General features: G+C 42.3%; 20 protein-coding genes. 1 reads left to right on the top strand and 19 read right to left on the bottom strand.

Features of this window, described 5'->3' with window-relative positions; all coding sequences use genetic code 11:
- Position 1: 1 nt before the first annotated feature.
- From fliR to J8M00_RS11745, 17 genes are all read right to left on the bottom strand, one after another.
- On the bottom strand, positions 2-781 hold the full coding sequence (gene fliR / locus J8M00_RS11825) for a flagellar biosynthetic protein FliR (RefSeq protein WP_023401812.1): 780 nt from the start codon (positions 779-781) through the stop codon (positions 2-4).
- Position 782: 1 nt separating this feature from the next.
- On the bottom strand, positions 783-1052 hold the full coding sequence (gene fliQ, locus J8M00_RS11820; RefSeq protein ID WP_023401811.1) for a flagellar biosynthesis protein FliQ: 270 nt from the start codon (positions 1050-1052) through the stop codon (positions 783-785).
- Between the two features lies 1 nt (position 1053).
- The gene (gene fliP / locus J8M00_RS11815) at positions 1054-1797 is read right to left on the bottom strand and encodes a flagellar type III secretion system pore protein FliP (RefSeq protein WP_211010438.1); all 744 of its coding nucleotides are present in this window, start codon (positions 1795-1797) and stop codon (positions 1054-1056) included.
- Between the two features lie 5 nt (positions 1798-1802).
- The gene (gene fliO / locus J8M00_RS11810) at positions 1803-2162 is read right to left on the bottom strand and encodes a flagellar biosynthetic protein FliO (protein WP_247687350.1); all 360 of its coding nucleotides are present in this window, start codon (positions 2160-2162) and stop codon (positions 1803-1805) included.
- Between the two features lie 23 nt (positions 2163-2185).
- Positions 2186-2581 (bottom strand): flagellar motor switch protein FliN, encoded by a 396-nt coding sequence (fliN, locus tag J8M00_RS11805; protein ID WP_023401808.1) that lies wholly within the window; start codon positions 2579-2581, stop codon positions 2186-2188.
- A gap of 24 nt (positions 2582-2605) precedes the next feature.
- Positions 2606-3700, bottom strand: coding sequence for a flagellar motor switch protein FliM (gene fliM, locus J8M00_RS11800; RefSeq protein ID WP_023401807.1), 1095 nt, complete (start codon positions 3698-3700; stop codon positions 2606-2608).
- 9 nt (positions 3701-3709) lie between these two features.
- The gene (gene fliL, locus J8M00_RS11795; RefSeq protein ID WP_211010436.1) at positions 3710-4231 is read right to left on the bottom strand and encodes a flagellar basal body-associated protein FliL; all 522 of its coding nucleotides are present in this window, start codon (positions 4229-4231) and stop codon (positions 3710-3712) included.
- A gap of 46 nt (positions 4232-4277) precedes the next feature.
- A complete protein-coding gene (locus J8M00_RS11790) occupies positions 4278-6536 on the bottom strand; it encodes a flagellar hook-length control protein FliK (RefSeq protein ID WP_211010435.1) in 2259 nt (752 codons plus the stop codon).
- A gap of 83 nt (positions 6537-6619) precedes the next feature.
- A complete protein-coding gene (gene fliJ, locus J8M00_RS11785; protein WP_211010434.1) occupies positions 6620-7066 on the bottom strand; it encodes a flagellar export protein FliJ in 447 nt (148 codons plus the stop codon).
- Complete coding sequence (gene fliI / locus J8M00_RS11780; protein ID WP_211010433.1) at positions 7066-8409, bottom strand: flagellar protein export ATPase FliI; 1344 nt, start codon at positions 8407-8409, stop codon at positions 7066-7068. The genes fliJ and fliI overlap by 1 nt, the downstream gene beginning before the upstream one ends.
- 20 nt (positions 8410-8429) lie before the next feature.
- A complete protein-coding gene (gene fliH / locus J8M00_RS11775; RefSeq protein WP_211010432.1) occupies positions 8430-9248 on the bottom strand; it encodes a flagellar assembly protein FliH in 819 nt (272 codons plus the stop codon).
- Between the two features lie 3 nt (positions 9249-9251).
- On the bottom strand, positions 9252-10292 hold the full coding sequence (gene fliG / locus J8M00_RS11770) for a flagellar motor switch protein FliG (protein WP_023401801.1): 1041 nt from the start codon (positions 10290-10292) through the stop codon (positions 9252-9254).
- A complete protein-coding gene (gene fliF / locus J8M00_RS11765; RefSeq protein ID WP_023401800.1) occupies positions 10285-12003 on the bottom strand; it encodes a flagellar basal-body MS-ring/collar protein FliF in 1719 nt (572 codons plus the stop codon). The genes fliG and fliF overlap by 8 nt, the downstream gene beginning before the upstream one ends.
- Before the next feature lie 25 nt (positions 12004-12028).
- The gene (fliE, locus tag J8M00_RS11760) at positions 12029-12364 is read right to left on the bottom strand and encodes a flagellar hook-basal body complex protein FliE (RefSeq protein ID WP_023401799.1); all 336 of its coding nucleotides are present in this window, start codon (positions 12362-12364) and stop codon (positions 12029-12031) included.
- 153 nt (positions 12365-12517) lie between these two features.
- Complete coding sequence (locus J8M00_RS11755; protein ID WP_211010431.1) at positions 12518-13927, bottom strand: sigma-54-dependent transcriptional regulator; 1410 nt, start codon at positions 13925-13927, stop codon at positions 12518-12520.
- Positions 13924-15030 carry a sensor histidine kinase gene (locus J8M00_RS11750; RefSeq protein ID WP_211010430.1) on the bottom strand — a complete coding sequence of 369 codons (1107 nt, stop codon included), beginning with the start codon at positions 15028-15030 and terminating at the stop codon, positions 13924-13926. The genes J8M00_RS11755 and J8M00_RS11750 overlap by 4 nt, the downstream gene beginning before the upstream one ends.
- A 236-nt stretch (positions 15031-15266) precedes the next feature.
- Positions 15267-17870: a leucine-rich repeat domain-containing protein gene (locus J8M00_RS11745; RefSeq protein WP_211010429.1), complete on the bottom strand. Its 2604-nt coding sequence runs from the start codon at positions 17868-17870 to the stop codon at positions 15267-15269.
- A 185-nt stretch (positions 17871-18055) separates the two neighbouring features.
- On the opposite strand from J8M00_RS11745, the gene J8M00_RS11740 reads away from it, so the two are divergent.
- A complete protein-coding gene (locus J8M00_RS11740) occupies positions 18056-18661 on the top strand; it encodes a DNA-3-methyladenine glycosylase I (protein ID WP_211010428.1) in 606 nt (201 codons plus the stop codon).
- A gap of 16 nt (positions 18662-18677) precedes the next feature.
- Here the strand turns inward: J8M00_RS11740 and J8M00_RS11735 are convergent, their stop codons facing one another.
- Positions 18678-20114: a sigma-54 dependent transcriptional regulator gene (locus J8M00_RS11735; RefSeq protein ID WP_211010427.1), complete on the bottom strand. Its 1437-nt coding sequence runs from the start codon at positions 20112-20114 to the stop codon at positions 18678-18680.
- Positions 20115-20263: 149 nt separating this feature from the next.
- The gene (locus J8M00_RS11730; RefSeq protein WP_211010426.1) at positions 20264-21052 is read right to left on the bottom strand and encodes a flagellin; all 789 of its coding nucleotides are present in this window, start codon (positions 21050-21052) and stop codon (positions 20264-20266) included.
- Positions 21053-21181: the final 129 nt, after the last annotated feature.

Raw genomic sequence — 21181 nt, 5'->3', positions numbered from 1 at the left:
CCTACACCGTACAGCCAATTAAATTACACATCAGCTCAGTCATTTTAAGCCACTGAAACTCGTACTGCATAGTAAAGTTGCCCAATGTCGCCCAAATAATCATTAGTCCAGCGACTAGGGTAAACGCAAAGCCAACCGAGAAAATATTCATTTGTGGTGCTGCACGCGTCATAATGCCAAAGGCCAAATTTATCACTAACATCGCCGTTAAAGGTGCCAACGAAAGAGATAAAGCCGTTGCGAACAGCCAAGAGCCCCAGTTAGCAATGTCATAATAATTATCAACATGCCACCAGTCTCCTCCGATGGGCCACGACTGAAAGCTAAACACAATCATTTGGATCATCATCAAATGACCGTTGAATACAAAAAATAACAGTGTTGCTAGGATCAAATAAAACTGGCCTACGGCTGGCACACTTAAACCATTTGATGGGTCAACAACGGATGCGAAACCCAGACCAGTTTGCATCGCCAGAACTTGACCGGCAAGAATAAAGGTGTTTAATAACAGCAGCGAAGCAAAACCAATCGCTACCCCAACAATCATCTCTTGGATGACCACCAGTATCATCTGAAACGAAAATAAATCGGTAAACTGAGATTGCGGTATCGCAGGAGCAACAGCTAAGGTCACCACCATAGATAAACAAATTTTTATGCGCTTTGAAACACTCTGTGCACCTAAACCTGCCATGACCATGATCATTGAACTAATGCGAATGAACGGGATCAAGTAATCACTTAACCCCTGCATTATGTCTGAGAATAAAAACTCCATCCTAGCCTGCTATTTCAGGGATACGCATCACCATTAATTTAAAGAAATCCATCAGCTCTTGAGTCATCCAGTGCCCCCCTGCGATTAAGGCAACCAGAGTAATGATGAGTTTTGGTAAAAAGCTTAGGGTTTGCTCATTGATTGATGTGGCGGCTTGAAACACGGACACCACAAGACCAACCATCAAGCCGGGAAGCACAATTGCGGAAACTAATTTGATGACGATAAACAGTGAGTCACTTAAAATATCTACAAATATTTCCGGTTCCATCTTACACTCCTAAGCCGAAACTTCGTGCCAATGTCCCCATAACCAAGGACCAGCCGTCAACTAAGACAAAAAGCATGATCTTAAATGGTAAAGAGACAATCATGGGTGATAGCATCATCATACCCATCGCCATCAAAACACTGGCTACCACCAAATCAACAATTAGAAATGGAATGAAGAACATAAACCCAATTATAAAAGCGGTTTGCAGTTCGCTAGTTACAAACGCCGGTATGATGACGATAAATGGCGTATCTTCTGGGCTATCCAACTTATCATAACCAGCTATTTTGGCAAAAGTCTCCAAATCTTTTATTCGTGTTTGCGACAACATAAATTCCTTCATAGGCTCTTTTGCTGCATGCAAAGCTTGTACCGACGTCATTTCTTCATTGATATAGGGCTGCACCGCTTCATCATATATTTTGCTAAAAATGGGGGCCATAATGAAAAATGTCAAAAACAATGACATACCAACCAAAATTTGATTTGACGGTGACTGCTGTAAGCCTATTGCCTGACGTAATATCGCCAGCACCACGATGATCCGGGTAAATGATGTCATCATTATCAATGCGGCAGGTATAAAACTAAACGCCGTCATGATGGCTAACACTTGAAGTGTTACAGAATACTCTTGAGACCCGTCAGGGTTGGTCGTCACACTCAGCGCTTCGATACCATCATTAGCGCTTACTTGCGGAATAAATACAGTTAATACAAGTAAAATTAGCAATCGAAGCATGATATTCACTTTGTTTTTTTTATGGGTTGATTCATAAAACGACTAAGCTCTTTGACAAAAGGGGCCGTTTGATTTTCACTTAAAGGAGTTTCCAATTGATATAAGTAGTTGATATTTTGGGGAGTTACACCGAGTAAATGTTGTTTGTCATCAATTTCTATTACAAGCAGCCTTTCACGAGTCCCTAAAGGCATGCTTCGGATCACTTTAAAATCTTGATTGTTACCCACATTAGGGTTTATCCGCTTCACCAACCAAGCTAAGCCAACTATTAGCACAACAATAACAGCCAGCGAAAACATCACTGTCACTATTTCCAAGCTTGGCCCTTGTGGCTGCGATACGGCAGCCGCATTTGTAAACATTATCCAAGTCATTTTTTAATATATTACCTGAGCTTTTTAATACGCTCTACTTGGCTAATGACATCAGTTAGACGAATACCAAACTTATCGTTTACTACCACTACTTCACCGTGAGCTATCAAAGTACCATTGACGAGTACATCTAACGGCTCACCTGCAACCCTATCCAACTCAACTACCGAGCCTTGGTTTAATTGTAACAGGTTACGTATGTTTATTTTAGAACGACCTACCTCCATCGAAATGGTAACAGGAATATCTAAAATCGTGTCTAACTTTCTTTTTTCATCAACACTTAGGTTGGCGTTGCTTTCTTCAAGCTCTTCAAGCTCGGCTACTTCAGCATCCCCTTGATCAGCATCTTCTGCTTCAGCAAGTGCTGCCGCCCATTCGTCCATTGTATCTTGATCATCACTCATGCACTAACTACCTTAAAAACTTGATCACCAGTCAAGGTCTACACCTTCAGACAGGTGCAGATCTTCTTCTAATTCCGCCAATTCCGCATCCGAATCGAGCTTTTTACCACCTTTGGTAAATACGTGAAGCTCTGATTTAACAGACTCTGGACGTTTGATTTTTTCACTTATTTGTAAAGCAACATTGTCTCTGGAACGCCCCATTTTTGCTCTAAATGTAGGCAGTTCTTCGACAAAAACAGTAATATGTTCTGGCATCTCCACAGGAATAATGTCTCCTGCTTTTAAATCCATAATTTGTTGCAGTGACAAGTCGACTTCTAACAACTGTGTTGACATTTCGACTTCAACGTCCATTATTTCATCGCGAAGCGCCTTACTCCAACGAAGGTCTGTGTCTTCTGTATCCGACTGTACACCTGCGTCCAGTAATTCCCTTATTGGTTCTAGCATCGAGTAAGGAAGAGAAATATGAAAGTCTCCACCCCCTCCATCTAGTTCTATATGAAATGAGCTAATAACGACTACTTCGGTAGGCGAAACGATATTCGCCATCGCAGGGTTAACCTCTGAATCCAAATATTCAAATGACACATCCATAACAGGTGCCCAAGCTTCTTTATAATCTTCAAAGATGATCTTGAGCAGCATTTGAACAATACGGCGCTCTGTCGGCGTAAACTCTCGTCCTTCAATTTTGGCATGGTAACGTCCGTCACCTCCAAAGAAGTTGTCCACCAATATGAAAACCAGTCGCGCTTCCATAGTGATAAGACCGGTTCCTTTGAGTGGACGAAACCGCACCATATTCAAACTAGTAGGTACAAATAGAGTATGAATATACTCACCAAACTTAAGCATTTGGACGCCATTGATTGACACTTCAGCGGTGCGTCTCATCATATTGAACAAACTGATCCGCATGTGTCTCGCAAAACGTTCATTCACAATTTCAAGCGTCGGCATCCGACCACGAACAATGCGGTCTTGCGATGAGAAGTCGTATTGCAAGGCATTTGCATCCTCGCCCTCTTCACCTGTGGATACTTCATCTTCTTCAACTTCATCAACGCCATGAAGTAGCGCATCGATTTCGTCTTGCGATAATAAGTCACTCACAATTTAGTCCTACTGCATTACAAAACCAGTAAACAGCACTCGCTCTATCACTTTGCTGCCCTCAACGCCTTCCATTGCAGCTTGAACCTTGTCCAATGCTGTCAAGCGCAACGTCTCTTTGCCTGCACTTGTACTTAGTTCATCTGCGGTAGTCGTCGAAAATACACTCAATAAAGTGCCCTCGATAAGCGGGATATGCTTCTTGGCTACCTCTTCATTGACGTCTCCGCGTACCAAGAGTTGCACTTTAATTTGCACAATTCTGTCTCTGCTCGCTCCTGGCACGTTGAATACGAAAGGTCTTGGCATTGCAACATATAGTGCGCTACCCATTTCAGCTGAGTTTTGCTCGCTTAAGTCTTCCTGTACAGCGGTTGCTTCTTCTTCTAACGAAGCTTCTTCTTCGTCACCACCAGACAACAAGAAAAAGGCTGCTACACCACCTAAAATAACTACCGCAGCAGCAATGATGATAAGTTTCTTCTTCGACCCACCCGTTTCTTCTATTTCTAAATCGGTTTCTTCTGCCATATGCGCGCTTCTATAACTCAATAATCTTTTTTAATAATAGCAGTTGTTAAGCATAGTAATCTATCGCCGAATCACTTTGTTTTCTGCTAGTCACTGATTGTTCTTTATTATTTTGCGCTTCACTGCCTTCATTAGCAAGTTTTCCATGACCATTTTGCTCATTCCCTTCGTTGTCACCGTTGCCTTCAGACTGCTGCTGAATATTACTTTCTCCTAACTCAATCCCTTGTTCTTCTAACATTTCTCTCAGTTTAGGCATGGATTCTTCCAACAACTCTTTTGCTTGTTGGTTTTGTACCACAAAATTTATTTGTGCCTGTTCTGCATCTGAGCGGATACGGATTTGCATACTGCCCAGTTCAGCCGGGTCAAGACGTATTTCAGCCTCTTTATTGTTCAAGTTAATCATCATGTTAACTTTGTCTTGCAACATTTTTGCGGCATCATTTCTAGCAAGATTCAACGCTTGTGTTACAGCCGGATCAGCCTGCAGTTTGGCTTGAGCCGTCGCTTGTTGCTGAACAGTTTGCTGACTCTGACGGGACTGCTCAACCTGATGGATCACTTGCTCAAACTCTTCTTTGCTCTGTATTTGCTCTGTACCTAGAGTGCGGATAGCTTTAAAGATATTTTCCACATTGGCGCTCGCTGTTTGGCGCTGGTTGCTACCCGAATTTTGCGACTGTTCACTATCTGTATCAGAAGTCATCTCCTGAGACTCATCACTTGGAGCGACCTCAACGTTTTGTTTAGGTGACTCTGCGGTAGTTGTTTCTTTGGCTGACACAACTTTTGTTGAGTTATACGTTACTTCTGGTTTAGCAGTTTGAGGTGTTTTGGCATCGCTAACCAAGCTATCCAACTTAGAAGGATTTTCAGCCGCCTTGTCTGGCTTTTGCTCTACAACTGCAACGTTTTGAGTCTGTGCTGCCCCAACTTCTCCCTTGCTAGCTTCTCTTGCGGGTTTGCCGGTTACCATTTCATACAGCGTACTTTCAATTCGCTTAACTTGGGGATCAGCTGCTTTATCGCTATTAATACTTTCTTTGAGCGTCACTTCTAATTGTTTTTTCTCTTGGGGGGTCAGTTGTTCGACCATGGCTTTTAAATCAGACATGGACTTGTTACTCATGTCAGTGGGGATGCGCTGCGTAACGCTAGCCTCTGTGCTCTTATCAGTATTCACAGCAACAGGTTGCTCATCTGCCTGTTGTGTAGAATTCGATGTAGATATTGGTTCGCGGGCTTGTAACAAGGCTTTTTTAATATCGGCTGCCAACTGAGTTGTTTCAGCTTGAGGGCCAACTTTAGGTTGCTTAACTGGCTGTGTTAGATGCTCTGTAGACTCGCTTTTAACGCTCGGAGCTACAATTGGCTTCTCTTCACTTTGGGGCACTTGGGTCGCTTTTACATCAGCTTGCTGCTGGGCTGTCACTTCTTGGCTTGCAGCATTTTTATTATGTAAAAACCATTCTCTCGGCTTAATTTCACCGTCAAATGCTTCTACTTTGGAATTAAAGTTTCTGCTGCGTTCAAGCTGGTCGTTATTCGTTTGGCTTACAATAGCGTCGGATGGCGCCTTTGAATCAATAATTGGGCCTTCAGAATATCTTGGACCTGGTTCTGTTGCTTTGAAGGCTTCTACTTGAGTATGTTTCGTTTTTGCAGTCTGATTCTCTTCTAAGCCACTTTTATCGCTCACCTTGACACTATCCGTTTCAACTTGCGGCGCTTCTCCTTGCTTAACTATCGGGCCAATTAAATCAATTGGACCTTTTTTAGTCTCTTTCGCTATTATGTCAGGTGCAATAATTTCAACCTTTCCGGCATGTTCCTGCATAGATTTTGGCAGTGCACCAAGGTGGTGTTCAACATCTGTTTTTTGGTTATTTGATGCAGTAATTTGAGATAACAAACTATCAGGGCTAGTCGACTTTGATTGGTTTTGCTCTCCCACTGACTTTTCAACTTGCAATATGACATCAGGGCCATTTTTTGGTTTTGGCAAGTGTGAATCATCTAGTTTAAGGCGTTCATCTGGACCGATGTGGTTGGGATTATCGACACTATTGACCTGCTGCTCTTCACTACTTTCTTCGTTTTTTGTCGTGAAAAACCCGCGTAAAACCTCTTTGCTTCCTTCATTGTCAGTACTGGTCTTTTTTTCTTGCCCCTGCTCCTGCTCCTGCTCATTCGCCTGCGCCATAATGGCCATAAACTTCTGATCATCTTGACTTTCTTCAGTCTGTCGATGTTGAGGTGAAACTGTTTTGTTCAAACCTACATCTAGTGAAACATTAGCCATACTCTCACCTTTTCATGTGGCAATTTAAAACCGCTTGCCTACTTCAAATACTATTATTTCCAAAAAATGCAATTTTCAAGCCACTAATTGAGCAGTTTGTTGCGCATAAATATGTTGGTCGCAAATTCGTCGAGCATTTTTTGCTCTGCCTTTGCTTCTAATCTTTGTTTTTCATCTTGTTTTTTCTCAATCAACTTAGCAATCGCCTTTACTTTTGCCTGTTGAGTTAACCACAGCTTTCTTCGCTGCTCGACAACTCGCTTTGCAGTTGCAACCGTATTTGCTTGTTGTTTGATCGCTTCTTCAATTTTATTTATGAAGCTATGGTATTGAGTAAACCCGCTACTACTTAGCCCCTGCTGTGCCTTTGTATGCAGTTGTTGTGTATATTCCAAGCGAAAATCATTTAACCCTTTGAGCTTCTGCTGATTCTCATTGAGGCTATTTTCGGCTTGTACAAAATTAATTCTCAGTGAGTCTTCTTTATCTGTTTCAAGCTTATGTAACAAAGATAATTTATCTGCAGCCATTAACCTTGTCCTAGTATTTGTGATAAGCCTTGTAAGCACTCATCATAGTTAAGTACATCTTTCATACCTTGTTGCAGGAACCCATTTACAGTCGGCATCATCGCTATCGCTTGATCTAACATGGGATCACTCCCTTTTTGGTATGCCCCTAGGGTGATCATGTCTTTGTTCTGTTGGTACATTGAATAGACCTGTTTTAGTACTCTTGCTTGCTGCATATGCGTATCTGAAACAACTTGAGGCATAACACGACTAATGGACTTTTCAATGTCAATCGCGGGATAGTGCCCACTATCGGCCAGCTCTCTAGATAGCACTATGTGACCATCAAGAATTGCCCGTGCGGAGTCTGCAATTGGATCTTGCATATCATCCCCCTCACTGAGCACAGTAAAAAATGCTGTAATTGACCCCTGTCCTTCACCACCGTTACCCGCTCGCTCAACCAGAGCCGGTAACTTGGCAAATACAGAAGGTGGATAGCCCTTTGTTGCAGGCGGCTCACCAACTGCCAATGCTATTTCACGCTGTGCCATTGCATAGCGTGTTACCGAATCTAAAAGTAATAAAACGTTTAGTCCTTGATCTCTAAAATACTCAGCAATGGTGACTGCACTTTCACAGCCTTTTAACCTCATCAAAGGAGATGCATCTGCTGGTGCGGCGACAACGACGGAACGACGGCGACCTTCAGCGCCCAATATGTCATCTATAAACTCTTTGACTTCTCGTCCACGCTCTCCGACGAGGCCTACCACGATGACATCTGCTTCACTGCCTCGTGTCATCATGCCAAGTAATACCGATTTACCCACACCACTACCAGCAAACAGCCCCATCCGCTGCCCCTGTCCAACTGTGATGATGGAATTTATCGCTCTAACACCCACGTCCATTGGCTCTTTAATTGGTCTTCTGGCAAGAGGGTTTATGGGGGCCTGTGCAAATTTCAGTCGTGTGTCAGCTTGAATTGCACCTAACCCATCTAAAGGTCTGCCTAAGCCATCCACAACACGGCCCAATAGCCCCATGCCAACAGGCAAGCCAGCTTCTTTAACTTGAGGAATAACTCGTGCGCCAGGTAAGACGCCTGATATACGATCATTTGGCATAAGATACAAAACATCATTATTAAAACCGATGACTTCAGCATCAACAAAGCCATTGATCGTTTCAATTTTGCACTGACTGCCTACTGCTGCATTTAAGCCTTTCGCTTCGAGCGTCAGCCCAACAACACGTGTTAGGCTCCCCGCAACGGCAACACCGAAAGGATGGATATGTTTTTGATACTTATTTAAACGTTGCGCAAACGATTGACTTTGTGATTCAAGATCTGACATGACACATGATGCGGTTATTCTTAGATACCGCTATCATGCAAAAACTTTTCCAATATTTCAGTCAGGCGTGTTTTTATTGTTAAATCAATAGAAGAGATAGGTGATTTTATTTCACACCCTCCACGGTCAAATGTTGGCTCAGGGATCAGTTGCCATTGCTGCTTTTGTATCATTTCTGCGCCGTAGGCCTCTTCAACTAGCGCCAAGTCTTCTGGATGAAGATGTACTTTTAACTGCACCTCAGCAATTGGCAGTGCATCCAAGCCTTTTTTCAACGCTTGAAGAATTAAATTTGGATTGGCTTTAACTTCATGAAAAGTAATTTGTTGTGTCAATAAACTGACAAGTTCTATCAATTGCTTTTCACACGCCTCATCAACTTGCTTAAGTGGATCATGCATCTTTTCGATCAGTAATGATAACGTGTGTAGCCTTTCTTCCACCAAAGGCTTAGCATCTTCGAGGCCTTGTTGTTTACCGATCTCAAGCCCTTCTTTCTGGCCTGCTTCGTTTCCTTCTTTGGCGCCTTTTTCAAAGCCCTCTATATATCCTTGTTCATGACCCTGTTTGAGGCCCTCATCGTAGGCATCTTGGCGGATCTGCTCTAGTTCTTCGAGCGTCAGAGTGGGGATTTCTGGCTCGACTGCTTCTGGTTCAACATTGCGCTCGGTTTTGGTATATAGCTCTTCTAGGGGTGTGCCCATCGCTGTTGATCGGCCCGATAAGCCACTCAGGTCCTCTTTCACATCAGGAATGGGCCAATCTTCTAAGTGCTCCAATAGTGCATCGACTGCATCACCTTGCACTGGTCTGCCGCGTTGTAACTTTGGTTCAGACATGGTTTATAAGAACTCCTCACCGCCACCGCCGCCAAGCATGATCTCTCCAGAATCAGCCAAACGTCTTGCTGTTGCCAATATTTCTTTTTGTGCCGCTTCTACTTCACTAATACGTACAGGTGGCATTGCTTCAAGGTCATCAGCCATCATTTCTGCAGCACGCTTCGACATATTGCTAAGGATCTTGTCTTTCAAGGAATCATCAGCGCCTTTAATGGCCTTCATTAACACATCCTGCTGTACTTCGCGTAATATTGCCTGAATACCTCTATCTTCAACATCCATCAAGTTTTCAAACACGAACATAAGGTCTTGGATCTGCTGCGACATTTCTTCATCATGCTCACGGATAGAATCCATTAACTGACCTTCCACATTCGTATCAAGGTAGTTCATGATGTCAGCAGCCGCTTTCAAGCCACCCATCTTCGCAGCCTGTGCACCAGCTTGCCCCGCAAACTGTTTCTCCATAATTTCGTTTAACTCTTGCAATGCAGCTGGTTGAACTTCTTCTAAGTTTGCAATACGCATTGTTAAATCAAGTCGTACTTTCTCAGTAAACTGCGACAAAATTTCCGCAGATTGCTCCGGCTCTAAATACGACAAGACGATAGTTTGGATCTGAGGGTGCTCATTTCGAATGATATTCGCAACCTGCTTAGAGTCCATCCATTTCAATGAATCTAAACCCTTCGCGCCTGAGCCCATGACAATTTGGTCAATTAAGCTCGCAGCCTTATCTTCACCCAGTGCGGCTGTTAATGCCTTTTTAATGAAGTCTTCTGATTGGAAACCTATGGTACTAAAGCTTTGAATTTGTTCGATGAACAGATTATGTACCGCACTAATTTTAGATTGCGACAGGTCATCTATCGCGGCCATAGCCATACCGACTTTTTGCACTTGCTTAGGCTCTAAGTGCTTTAAGATTTGCGCCGCATCCTCCTCTGTTAGGCTCAGAAGCAAGATGGCTGCCTTGTCGACACCATCTAACTTCTCAACATCGAATGTTGGGGGCAGTTGTTTTTGTTCTTCATCACTCATCTTCAGTTAACCACGCTTTGACCACTTGTGAAGAAAGCTCTGGTTCATTTGCTACCAATGCACGAACCGCTTTCAATAGATCTTCATCTCCATGTAAGTCTGGCAATTGTAATGTACCATCCGAGGAGAAGCCAACAGCTGATTCATCAAAGTCATTACTTAACATATCTAAAGTACTATCTCCTAAGTCTACACCAGCAGTAAGTGCATCCTCATCGTAGTCCTCAAGTGTATCATCTGGGTAAATAAGTCTTTTCAGCATAGGGCGAACTACTGCCATTATCAATACAATGATAACCAAAGCACCTGCCGCTAAACGGGCAACCTTCATAAACCACTCTTGTTCCCACAGTGGTTGCTCTGATGCCTCTAGAATATCTTCACGTACAAATGGGACAGTAACAACCTCTAGTGCATCACCACGCTGCATATCGAAACCAACACCACCTTGCAGTAAACGACGAATGTTATTTAATTCTTCTTGAGCGCGGGGCACCATGGAAACATTGCCTTCTGCATCCGCTTTTGCAACATAATCAACTGCAACGGAGACGCTGATCCGACGGATCACGCCAGTTTGTTGACGCTTATGAGAAATCGTTGTATCCAGCTCGTAGTTGCGCGTCGCCTCTTTTTGCGAACGACTCGGTGTAGTACCTTTGCCGCTGCCACCAGCACCTGCTACTTCAGGAATATTCGAGTCCATCGGTGGCTGATTACTCAACGCACCTGGGATACCTGCGGTGATCCCACCAATGTTACTCTCTTCAAAAGTGGTTTCACTGCGCACTGCGGGTAAGTCAGGGTTAAAGCGTTTTTGCGTTTCTTCAACCGCACTGAAGTCCATAGTCAAGTCAACTTGCGCTGTGAAATTGCCCAGCCCAACAACCGGGATCATAATGCTGTCTATTTTAGATAAATATTCAGATTCACGTTTGCGTTCAATTTCATACTCTTTGCGTGAGCGTGCAGCCAATGAATCTTGAGAACCTGAGTTGAGTAGTCGACCATTTTGGTCTGTCACGGTGACACGTGATGGCTCCAAGCCTTGTACTGCGGACGCGACGATATCTACAATTGAGTCAACCTCTTCACCATCTAGCGTGCGGCCGCGTTTCATTGTTAATACCACAGTCGCTGAAGGCTTTTTCTCTCTGCGAGCAAATACATTCTCTTTTGGTATTGCCAACAATACTTTTGCACGATTGATGTCTTGCAACTCTTCAATTGTGCGAGCTAGCTGCTGCTCTCGGCTATGCTTTAGTCGCTCTCTTTCAAGACGCTGACTCACACCAAAGCCCATATCCTGCATTAAGATATCTGCGCCTGACGAAGGTGATTGTGAAAATCCATCTCGCGCCATTTTTAATTTGATGTTTTGGTAATCCGACTCGGCAACCATGATGGTATTGCCTTCAAGGTCATACTCAATTTTTTGCGCGTCTAAAAAGTCTAGGGTTTGCACCAATTCATCAGTGGGATATTGACCCAGCGGACGCATATCTGGCTGACGCGCCCAAATGATGATGAAAACAGCGATTGCCAAGCAAATTGCCAGTGCGATGACGAGCGTAACTTGACGTAGCATATCAACGCCGCTCAAAGCGCTAAAATAGCCAGACTTTTGCTCTTGCTGGGTGTCTGCGCCTTCAGCTACAGCACCTGCTTGGTTGTCTGAAAGTGCTAAATCTGTCGTTTGATTCGTAGCCACAGTTACTCTCCAATCATCTCTTCAATTATACCGGCATGCTCATGATATCTTTGTAAGCTTCTACAAGTTTATTACGAACTTGTACAGTTGCTTCAAAAGCGACCGATGATTTATTTTTTGCAATCATCGCCTCTGCCAAAGAGACACTGCGATCTCCCATCTCAACCGCAGTCACTTTTTCTTTTGCATCTCTTTGCAAACCGGCCACTGTATTCAATGCATTTTGCAGCACGTCACCAAACTGCGCCGTTGACGTAGCAGCACTTTCTTGAATAGGCGGCTTCGCCTGTGGTTGAACTCGGCCCGCTTGCGCTGCCATAGATTGCATTTCTTGATATAGACTGGTGTTTTGAATTTTCATGTCGCTCACCCTGTAAATACTCTTACACTGGATAAAGCACTAATCATGCCAACTTTTAACCCTTTAATTTCAAAAGGTTACAAGTTAATTTGGAGGGGCAATATTTTGACAGGTTATAAAGCAACCAGTTGATAACTGGTTGCTTTATATAAATTAGGCTGGAACTGGTAATCCTAAATCTCGCATTTTAGCTAGCTTATATCTCAGCGTTCTGGGGCTTATCCCGAGTATTTCCGCTACGTCCTTACGCTTACCGTTACAACGCGTTAATGTATCCAGAATAATTTGATGCTCCTTGTCTTGGAGCTCTTCTTTGTAGCTCAGGCTATCTACTGGTGTTGTATGGTTTTGCTCTTCAACAGGCTCTACTTTAAAAGGAGATGCATCCAATTCCACTGGATTGGGGTTGAGGATAGTTTCTCCTGAAGCTTCAATGGGAATCAAATTTTCAATAAAAACATCCGCATCAGATACTTCATTGCCTTGTTGTAGAATAAGGGCACGCTGAACTACGTTATCGAGTTCCCTAACATTACCCGGCCATGCATGTTGCAATAATTTTTGCTGAGCAGCCACAGTAAGCTGAGGTGTCGGCTGGTTGGACTTCTGACAATGTCTATCCATTAAATGCATCGCCAAAGGCACAATATCTGCGGCTCTGTCTTTCAATGGTAGCCATGTTAACGGAAATACATTCAGGCGATAGTATAAATCTTCACGGAATTTGCCTTCTGCAACCGCATCTTTTAAATCTCGGTTACTGGTTGCCAAAACTCTGACATCCAATTCAATGGTTTTCCTACCACCTAGCCTTTCAACTTCACGCTCTTGTAATACACGGAGCAGCTTAGCTTGCAGACCAAGATCCATTTCAGTGATTTCGTCAAGTAAAATAGTCCCCTTTTGCGCTTGCTCAAATTTACCTGGACATGCTTGAATCGCGCCGGTAAAGGCACCTTTTTCATACCCGAATAATGTTGCCTCAAGCATGTTTTCAGGTATTGCAGCACAGTTAATTGCAACAAAAGGTTCGCTCTTTCGCTCAGAGTTGTCATGGATATAACGTGCCAAAACTTCTTTACCTGAGCCACTTGGACCCAACACCATGACACTGGCATCTGACAACGCCACTTTTTTGGCGAGATTCAAAAGCTGCAAACTTTTTTCATCTGCAACAATTGGCCCATCCGTTTCTTTCTCTTTCTCCGGCATATAACGGCTAACCATATTGAGTAGCACCTCTGGCGCAAATGGCTTAGCCATGTAATCAATGGCACCCAAGCGCATTGCTTCAACAGCATCATCAATGGTTGCATATGCCGTCATCATCAATACTGGTAAATTTGGAAAGTTCAGTTTAATACTTTTGAGCAGGTCAATACCGCTCATCTGACCCATTTGAACATCACTGACAACCAGTGAGAAGCTCTGCTGTTTTAGCAATATCATTGCTTGCTCAGCGCTATCAGCCTCAACACAATCAATACCAGCGAGCTCTAGAGTATCCAAAAGTGCTTCACGTAAACCTGCGTCATCTTCAACGACTAGAATTTTATTGCTCATACAACCTCCTGAAGTTGAGTATGTTGAGAAATGGGTAATAGCATACTGAAGCATGCTCCTCCGTCTTGCGCGTTGTTCACTTCAACGCGCCCTTTATGCGAATTGGCTACTGAGCTAACAACTGCTAACCCCAACCCAGTACCCTGTGATTTGGTAGTAAAAAATGGTTCAAATAGTTTATCGGCAACCGTCATATCCACACCCGGGCCGTTGTCACACACAGAGATCCGCACAAGGTCTGCTTCGTCTCTCACCGCACTCAAGGTAATTTGAGCACCGGAACCAATAACCTGCACACTGTTGTGAATAAGATTCTGAATAGCGCTAGCAAGTGCGGTTTTATTGCCGATAATTTCTATATCTGGATCAGGTAAAATAACCTCTAGCTCTGCATTATTGAGCGATAACATGGCATCAGATCCCGCTTTTACTTCATTGAGTAACTGTTGCATAGAGACCTGCTCAATCACTTGTTGCTCACCACTTTTGGCAAATAACAGCATGTCGTTAACTTGATTTTCGAGGTCTTTCAGACGCGACATTAATTTGTTATGAAACTTTTCGCGGGATTTAGCAGGCAAGTTTTCACTGCCTAGGTTCGCGCCGTAAAGCATAGCGGCTGAAAGCGGTGTACGGACTTGATGCGCAAGTGATGCAACCATCTTGCCCAATGCACTTAAGCGTTGCATATGGGCAACACGCGCCTGCAAACGTCGCGTTTCAGTCAAGTCTGTCATTAAAATCAGTTGGCCTGGCTCTGGCGTTAGGGCTGTGATCTCAAGTTTGATCAAACGGCCGTCACGCAGTGATACCTCATGACCATCATCTTGTTGCGGACTAAAAGAACGCTGAATGATGTTGAACCATTTTTCGCCCTCAAGCGGTTCACCAAGCATATCTTTGGCTATCTGGTTTGCTTTGGCAATCATGCCTTGCCCATCTAATACAACTATGCCAGCGGGCATAGTGTCAACCAAATGGCTCAACCAACTTGCCTGCTGCCGCAAATCGCTCAGCTCACCAATATACGCCTCTTGCAGTAAGCAAGGGTTAAATTGGTTTTCTGGCACAAATTGTGGATTTATCACTTTCGCTAACGCCATGACACTACTCTCATGAATCTTCCTAACAAGACCAAAGCAAATGATGTGCCAACTTTATTTCCTAACTATTACAACAACTTAAACCAAGCCTGTGGGCAGACAAAACTTTGACACAGCTTTATTTAGTCAATTCATGTGCCACATTTGATGAGTGATATTAAAGAGGGCTCTAGAAGAGATGGGGGGGGAGAAAACAATAAAAGGGCTGAACTCTGTCAGCCCTTTTTTGGGTCAATTTAATAACTAATATTGGTGTATCCTTGGGCTACCATTTCCGTCAAGTAGGCTCTAGTGTCAAGGGATAAAGGACTATCATATAAAAAAATATACGCTTCTTTATTATTGACCCCATCGATATTTGTTACATCATTCATAAAAGAGGAGCGGCCATAAAAATAATCTAGATTGGATAAGTTCTTAAAGTCAACCTGAGTCACAAATGTACCATCAATATCAATTGACTTAATTTGATTACTTGCTGGTATTTCAATACTGCTTAACTGTGTATTTGACAATTCAATTGATTCAACACTGGGGAAGTTATGCAAATTTACACTGCGTACATTGCTGTTTTTTGCACCTAGTCTCACCAACCTTGGAGCATTAAATTGAGCAAGGCTTGTTAACTTACTATTTGAAAGATTAAGCACTTCCAAAGCTTGCTGTGATTGGGTGTCAATGTTTAACTCCAATAGCGGGTTTTTATCAATATACAACTCCTTTAAATAATGAGCACCAGTTATCTCTAGTGAAGAAATATCATTTCCTGATAAATTGACATGCTCGAGAAACTCGCTAATACCAGTCGAATAACTTGTTATTGAATTGTATGATAAATCTAGATATGTAATATCAGGTAATTGTGTATTCCAAGATTGTAAATTATTATTACCTAAGGAAAGTTTTTCAAGGTTATCAGCACCGTTTAAATCAATTGTGGATAGTTGGTTTAGCACAGCATTGATTTCGATGATTGAACTCACATTACCAAACTTTAACGACGCAATTTGATTAAACAAAACATCCACAATCTCCAATCTATCAGCTCCTGATAAATCTAACTCTACCAATTCATTGAGTTGTAAATAAACAGCTTCCAAGTTTTTGTTATTGGATAAATTAATAGTTTTTAAGCCAATATCATTCGCCCTAATATCGCGTAGGTCTGGCGCTTGAGAAAAATCTAAACTCTCTATACGGCCTCCAGAGATGCTCAAACTCACGAGCGCCTTAAAATTACTTCCTTGAAATTCAGTTAGACTAGTTTCGGATAAATCAAGATTTGTAATCTTATTATTTTCATTCACCCTTAACGCAACAAGCGGGTTTGAATTTAAAGAAATTCGATGTAATGAATCAACTTGTGCGGACAAATCAAGTTGACTTATTTTATTATTTGATGCCCCTAAAGTGGTTAATTCAGTATTCTTTGATAGATCAATCTCAGATATTTTATTATTTGATGCCCATAAAGCGGTTAATTCAGTATTCTTTGATAGATCAATCTCAGATATTTTATTATCATCAACTTTGAGTTTTTCAAGCTTAACTAAGTGTGACAATGAAAGTTCAGTCAAAAAGTTATTATTTAAATGAATAATTTCAATATTGTGAGTCCCAGTTAGATCAATGGATGTTAGCTGTGAATGTGACGCATCTAAATAAACAAGGTTAGGTTTATTCGTTAACCCACTGACTTCTACCGGGCGGTCGTATAAAGCACCTATGTTAATCGACTCTATCTTTTTATTGCTACTGAAATCTATATGCTCAAGTGGCGCGTTTTTTAAATCTATAGTTTTTAACTTACCTTGCTTGCTTAAATCAATCGTTTTCAATTTTTGCTCGGGAAGATGTATTGCTTGTAATTCATTGTTATTCTTTAAATCTAAAGCGGTTAACCATCCTTCACACCCTTGAGTTAATATACAACCTGGCACCCCCAAATATTTTAAAGGTGATGAGTCTGGTAGTATTAGCTCTGTCAGTGAACTCAACTTTAACACAACTACCTGTATGTGACTTGCTTTGCTAAGGTCTACACTCTTCAACTTTCCGCCAGATATTTTGATGTCCATCAATAAAGTATTGTCAGCGAGGATTAATTCAGAAAGGTCAATATTTGAGAGTTTAACGGTATCTAATTTGGGGACCATAGATAAATCCAATGTACCAACGGGTATAGCCGTATCATTCGAAACCTCAAAGTGTTTGAGTTTTTCAGGCCCTAATAATTTAATACCACCCGTTAATTCGCTATTTCCAAGATAAAGAGAGGTTAGCTCAACCACATTCTCAATACCTTCCAATGATGTAACATTAGAACAATGTAATTCGATTACATCTGACGAATATAAATAATTATCAACGCAAGAAGCTAAAGCAGTATCCTTAATTTTAAACATCTCAGAGAGCTTCAAGCCATTGTCTTTGGCTATAAAGGGTAGGTCTAGCGAACGTTGGACTTTGCTGCCAGATTCTCCTGTGACCCATGACACCGATAAACTTGCATCAGAATCATGCACTAACTCAGGGATTGAAAAGGATAACACTTTGCCCGCAGTGTCAACTGACACCTGCTCGAAATATGCAATCTCAGGTATCGAAACTGAGGCAGTGAGCTCGCTCATCCCTTTTTCATCACCCAATACGCTATAAGTCACTTTATATGTTTGTAATTCAACATAGCTGCTATCTAACTGCGCAGTAACTTCAACCGGATCAGCTTTATTATCTGTTCCTTGGTTTGCGGTACTTGGTGTACTTGGACTATCGCTACCGCCGCCCCCACCACATGCAGCCAGTGCCGCTGCAAGCAGGACTATTAAATAGTTCTTCATTTTATAACCTTTGTGAAATAAACAATTCTTAAACACTGAAATTATATACCCAAATTAGTTACAGCAACACCAAATTTAAAAAAAAAACAAATGAGAAACAATGTATTTACCTAGATACTCTATGAATTGTGAAAGCATCAGTTAAAATATTGATAGAGAATGTATAACGTTTCCCCGGACGAAATATGTGTAAAAGATGCCTATGGCTCGATGAGAGCAAACCTGACTATGTGGCCTATCATGATGATGAGTGGGGCGACCCCATATGGGATGACAATAAATTATTTGAGTTTATCACCCTTGAGTCTGCTCAAGCTGGGTTAAGCTGGTATACGATTTTAAAGAAGCGTGCGCACTATAGAGACGCATTTCATAATTTCAATGTTCAATTGGTGGCAGATATGAACGAGGGGGATGTTGAGCGCTTGATGCAAAACCCAGGTATTGTTCGAAATAGAGCAAAAATAGTGGCCACCATAAACAATGCGAAGCGCTTCATTGAAGTACAACAAGCCTACGGAAGCTTTGCCAAATATCAATGGGAGTTTGTCGATTTCACTCCCATAGTGAATGACATCAAAAGCAAAGCAGATTATCCAGCTACCAGTGAAATAAGTATTCGATTTGCAAAGGATTTAAAAAAGAAGGGGTTTAAGTTTTTAGGTCCTACTACTGTATATGCACATATGCAGGCATGTGGCATGGTCAATGATCACGACAACGACTGCCATAGAAAACAACCGTTAGTTGATAAGTTGGCGACGCTAGACTTAGCCAGTAAGCTAAACTAGCGCCTAAAGTACAGCTTTAGTCCCTATTAAGGTTGTACTTTTTCATTTTTTCGACCAAAGTCGTACGCCTCACACCCAAAATTTCAGCAGCACGTGCCACGACATAGTCATATCGCTCGAGCGCTTGTGTGATCAGACTTACTTCCAATTCAGCCAAGTAGTCTTTCAGTTCAATTCCCTCGTCAGGCAAAAGACCGAGCATGGGTTGTTCAGGTGCCACATCCACATCTTCTTCTTCAAAGTCGCTAAAGCCCTCGCTGAAAAGCTCATTGAATGCATCTTTCTCCATCAGCTCTTCTGGGTATTCAGGTTCAAATGCTTCTACTTCAATATAACGGTATTTTGAGGGTAAGTCAGTGACATCCACCAGCTTATCTGGAAACATAATGGCCATACGTTCTACCAAGTTAGCCAATTCGCGAATATTGCCCGGCCACGCATGGGATTTAAGGCTTTCTACCGCTCGATCTGTAAACTTAACAGCTTTATTGCCTTGCTCTGTCACTCTTCGCAAAAGCTCTTTAAGCAACAAGGGGATGTCGTCTACTCGTTGGCTCAAAGATGGGTTTTCAATTGGGAAAACATTTAAACGATAGAAGAGATCCTCACGAAATTTCCCTTCTTCAATCATATGTTCAAGATTTCTATGTGTAGCAGCGATAACTCGCACATTTGCTTGAATAGGTTTAGTACCACCGACGCGCTCATAGCTTCGCTCTTGAAGCACGCGCAGTAACTTAACCTGCATTTGCAGTGGCATATCACCAATTTCATCTAGGAAAAGCGTACCATTTTGGGCTAGCTCAAAGCGACCTTTTCGAGCAGAAATCGCACCTGTAAATGCGCCTTTCTCGTGACCAAACAATTCACTTTCTAGTAATTCACCGGGAATGGCACCACAGTTGACCGGTACAAATGGGCCTGAAGAACGATTTGAAAGCAAATGAACATTGCGTGCCACTACTTCTTTACCTGTACCAGACTCACCTAAAATCAAAACGTTAGCATCGGTTTTGGCAACTTGTGAAATTAAAAAGCGCACATCCTTAACCGCTTCGGTATCACCAACTAGGCCATCAAAAGACTTTGCATCTCTGCCTTGGTTTGTTTGGCCTGGTAGCAAACTCAAATATTGCTGACAGTCGTGAAGTAACTGCATTGTCACGTCATGACTAAACGGTTCACTGATTAAACCAATCACATTTGCAAGAGACAATAAAGGCCTGAGAGTTTCACCTACTAGGATAAAAGGTTGAGCAGGCAAACTTTTTATATGGCGCTCATGATCCAATCCTTCGAGTGCACCTAATACAACTTTACATTCTTGATATTTTTTAACCAACTCGGGGGAGAACTCTGATTCAACCACGACTCGAGCAGGTTGTCCACAAAATGATAGTGCAGCTGCTAGTCCAGAGGCGCGATTATTGTTGTTATCGATGATCAGTATCATTTGGACTGGATCCGAGAGTTTTTATAAGTCTATGGGTATGATTGTAAGGGAGTATAAAAGGGATGCAATACCTAAGTGGCATTTTATTGACGTAAACGCCAAATAAATGCCACAGGGTATGTTTCAAATCAATACAATAGTATTAATTTTTACTGAAGTAGGCCAAGTACTGACGACGCAGACTGGTTAGCTTGGCCTCGAAGTGCAATAGATGCCTGAGACAAAATATCGTTTGCAGTTCTTTCAGCAGCAGCTTGTGCAAAATCCGTGTCAGCTATGCGACTTTGACTTTCAGCAATTCTGTCACTTTGGTTACCTAAACCTCGAATCGTGCTGTCCAACGTATTTTCAAAGGCTCCCAATTGTGAGCGTTGTGTATTAACGTCTTTTGCAACTTGATCTGCGGCGGTAATGGCTGCTTGAGCACCCGCTTGAGTAGAAATATCAACACTTAAGATACCTGCGGCGACAGTTCCATCAGTTGGCGTAAAACTTTGCGTTGTATTTGCATCCGGACCAACCTGAAAACTAGCTTGTTGTCCATCAAATAGTGGATCGCCACCAAATGTTGTATTTTCAAAGGTCTCTGTAATTTGTGTTTGCAGCTGCGACACTTCATCCTGCAGAGCTTGTCTATCACTGTCGGTTAAAGCACCACTACCAGCTTGCAGAGATAACTCCCTGATCCGGCTGACAGCATCATTCACACCAGACAATGCAGAGTCGGCAGTTTGAGAATATGATATGCCGTCATACGCATTTCGGATAGATTGGTTATACCCCTCTTGTTGAGAGGTTAAACGATTAATAATCTGCAGCGCTGCTGCATCATCAGCCGCTGAGTTTACCTTTTTACCCGTCGCTAGTTGCTGGTTTAATTTATTATTCGTTTGCTCAATCCGGTTAAAGAAAGAGTTACTCGGTGAATTGACTTGCATGACACCTTCCTCCGCAATACCCATTGTTCCAGTCTACGCCTATTAGTGCAAAAAGTCACCTATAGCTTAAAATTCACTACTCAGTCCCTGTTAAATACTGCAAAAAATAAAAAAGTGATATAAAGTATT

Origin of the sequence: Pseudoalteromonas luteoviolacea (assembly GCF_018100925.1) — a bacterium.
Taxonomy (GTDB): domain Bacteria; phylum Pseudomonadota; class Gammaproteobacteria; order Enterobacterales; family Alteromonadaceae; genus Pseudoalteromonas; species Pseudoalteromonas obscura.
Note: the sequence above shows the minus strand (reverse complement) of the source record. Positions and strands in the feature narration are given on the sequence as shown.

What these genes read in the sequence shown, in the direction of transcription:
- fliN (WP_023401808.1), bottom strand. Translation starts at nt 2,581, where the DNA reads ATGAGTGATGATCAAGATACAATGGACGAATGGGCGGCAGCACTTGCT.
- fliR (WP_023401812.1), bottom strand. Translation starts at nt 781, where the DNA reads ATGGAGTTTTTATTCTCAGACATAATGCAGGGGTTAAGTGATTACTTG.
- J8M00_RS11750 (WP_211010430.1), bottom strand. Translation starts at nt 15,030, where the DNA reads ATGGCGTTAGCGAAAGTGATAAATCCACAATTTGTGCCAGAAAACCAA.
- fliO (WP_247687350.1), bottom strand. Translation starts at nt 2,162, where the DNA reads ATGTTTACAAATGCGGCTGCCGTATCGCAGCCACAAGGGCCAAGCTTG.
- fliE (WP_023401799.1), bottom strand. Translation starts at nt 12,364, where the DNA reads ATGAAAATTCAAAACACCAGTCTATATCAAGAAATGCAATCTATGGCA.
- fliG (WP_023401801.1), bottom strand. Translation starts at nt 10,292, where the DNA reads ATGAGTGATGAAGAACAAAAACAACTGCCCCCAACATTCGATGTTGAG.
- fliP (WP_211010438.1), bottom strand. Translation starts at nt 1,797, where the DNA reads ATGCTTCGATTGCTAATTTTACTTGTATTAACTGTATTTATTCCGCAA.
- J8M00_RS11790 (WP_211010435.1), bottom strand. Translation starts at nt 6,536, where the DNA reads ATGGCTAATGTTTCACTAGATGTAGGTTTGAACAAAACAGTTTCACCT.
- fliH (WP_211010432.1), bottom strand. Translation starts at nt 9,248, where the DNA reads ATGTCTGAACCAAAGTTACAACGCGGCAGACCAGTGCAAGGTGATGCA.
- J8M00_RS11735 (WP_211010427.1), bottom strand. Translation starts at nt 20,114, where the DNA reads ATGATACTGATCATCGATAACAACAATAATCGCGCCTCTGGACTAGCA.
- fliL (WP_211010436.1), bottom strand. Translation starts at nt 4,231, where the DNA reads ATGGCAGAAGAAACCGATTTAGAAATAGAAGAAACGGGTGGGTCGAAG.
- fliQ (WP_023401811.1), bottom strand. Translation starts at nt 1,052, where the DNA reads ATGGAACCGGAAATATTTGTAGATATTTTAAGTGACTCACTGTTTATC.
- fliI (WP_211010433.1), bottom strand. Translation starts at nt 8,409, where the DNA reads ATGTCAGATCTTGAATCACAAAGTCAATCGTTTGCGCAACGTTTAAAT.
- fliJ (WP_211010434.1), bottom strand. Translation starts at nt 7,066, where the DNA reads ATGGCTGCAGATAAATTATCTTTGTTACATAAGCTTGAAACAGATAAA.
- J8M00_RS11755 (WP_211010431.1), bottom strand. Translation starts at nt 13,927, where the DNA reads ATGAGCAATAAAATTCTAGTCGTTGAAGATGACGCAGGTTTACGTGAA.
- J8M00_RS11745 (WP_211010429.1), bottom strand. Translation starts at nt 17,870, where the DNA reads ATGAAGAACTATTTAATAGTCCTGCTTGCAGCGGCACTGGCTGCATGT.
- J8M00_RS11740 (WP_211010428.1), top strand. Translation starts at nt 18,056, where the DNA reads ATGTGTAAAAGATGCCTATGGCTCGATGAGAGCAAACCTGACTATGTG.
- J8M00_RS11730 (WP_211010426.1), bottom strand. Translation starts at nt 21,052, where the DNA reads ATGCAAGTCAATTCACCGAGTAACTCTTTCTTTAACCGGATTGAGCAA.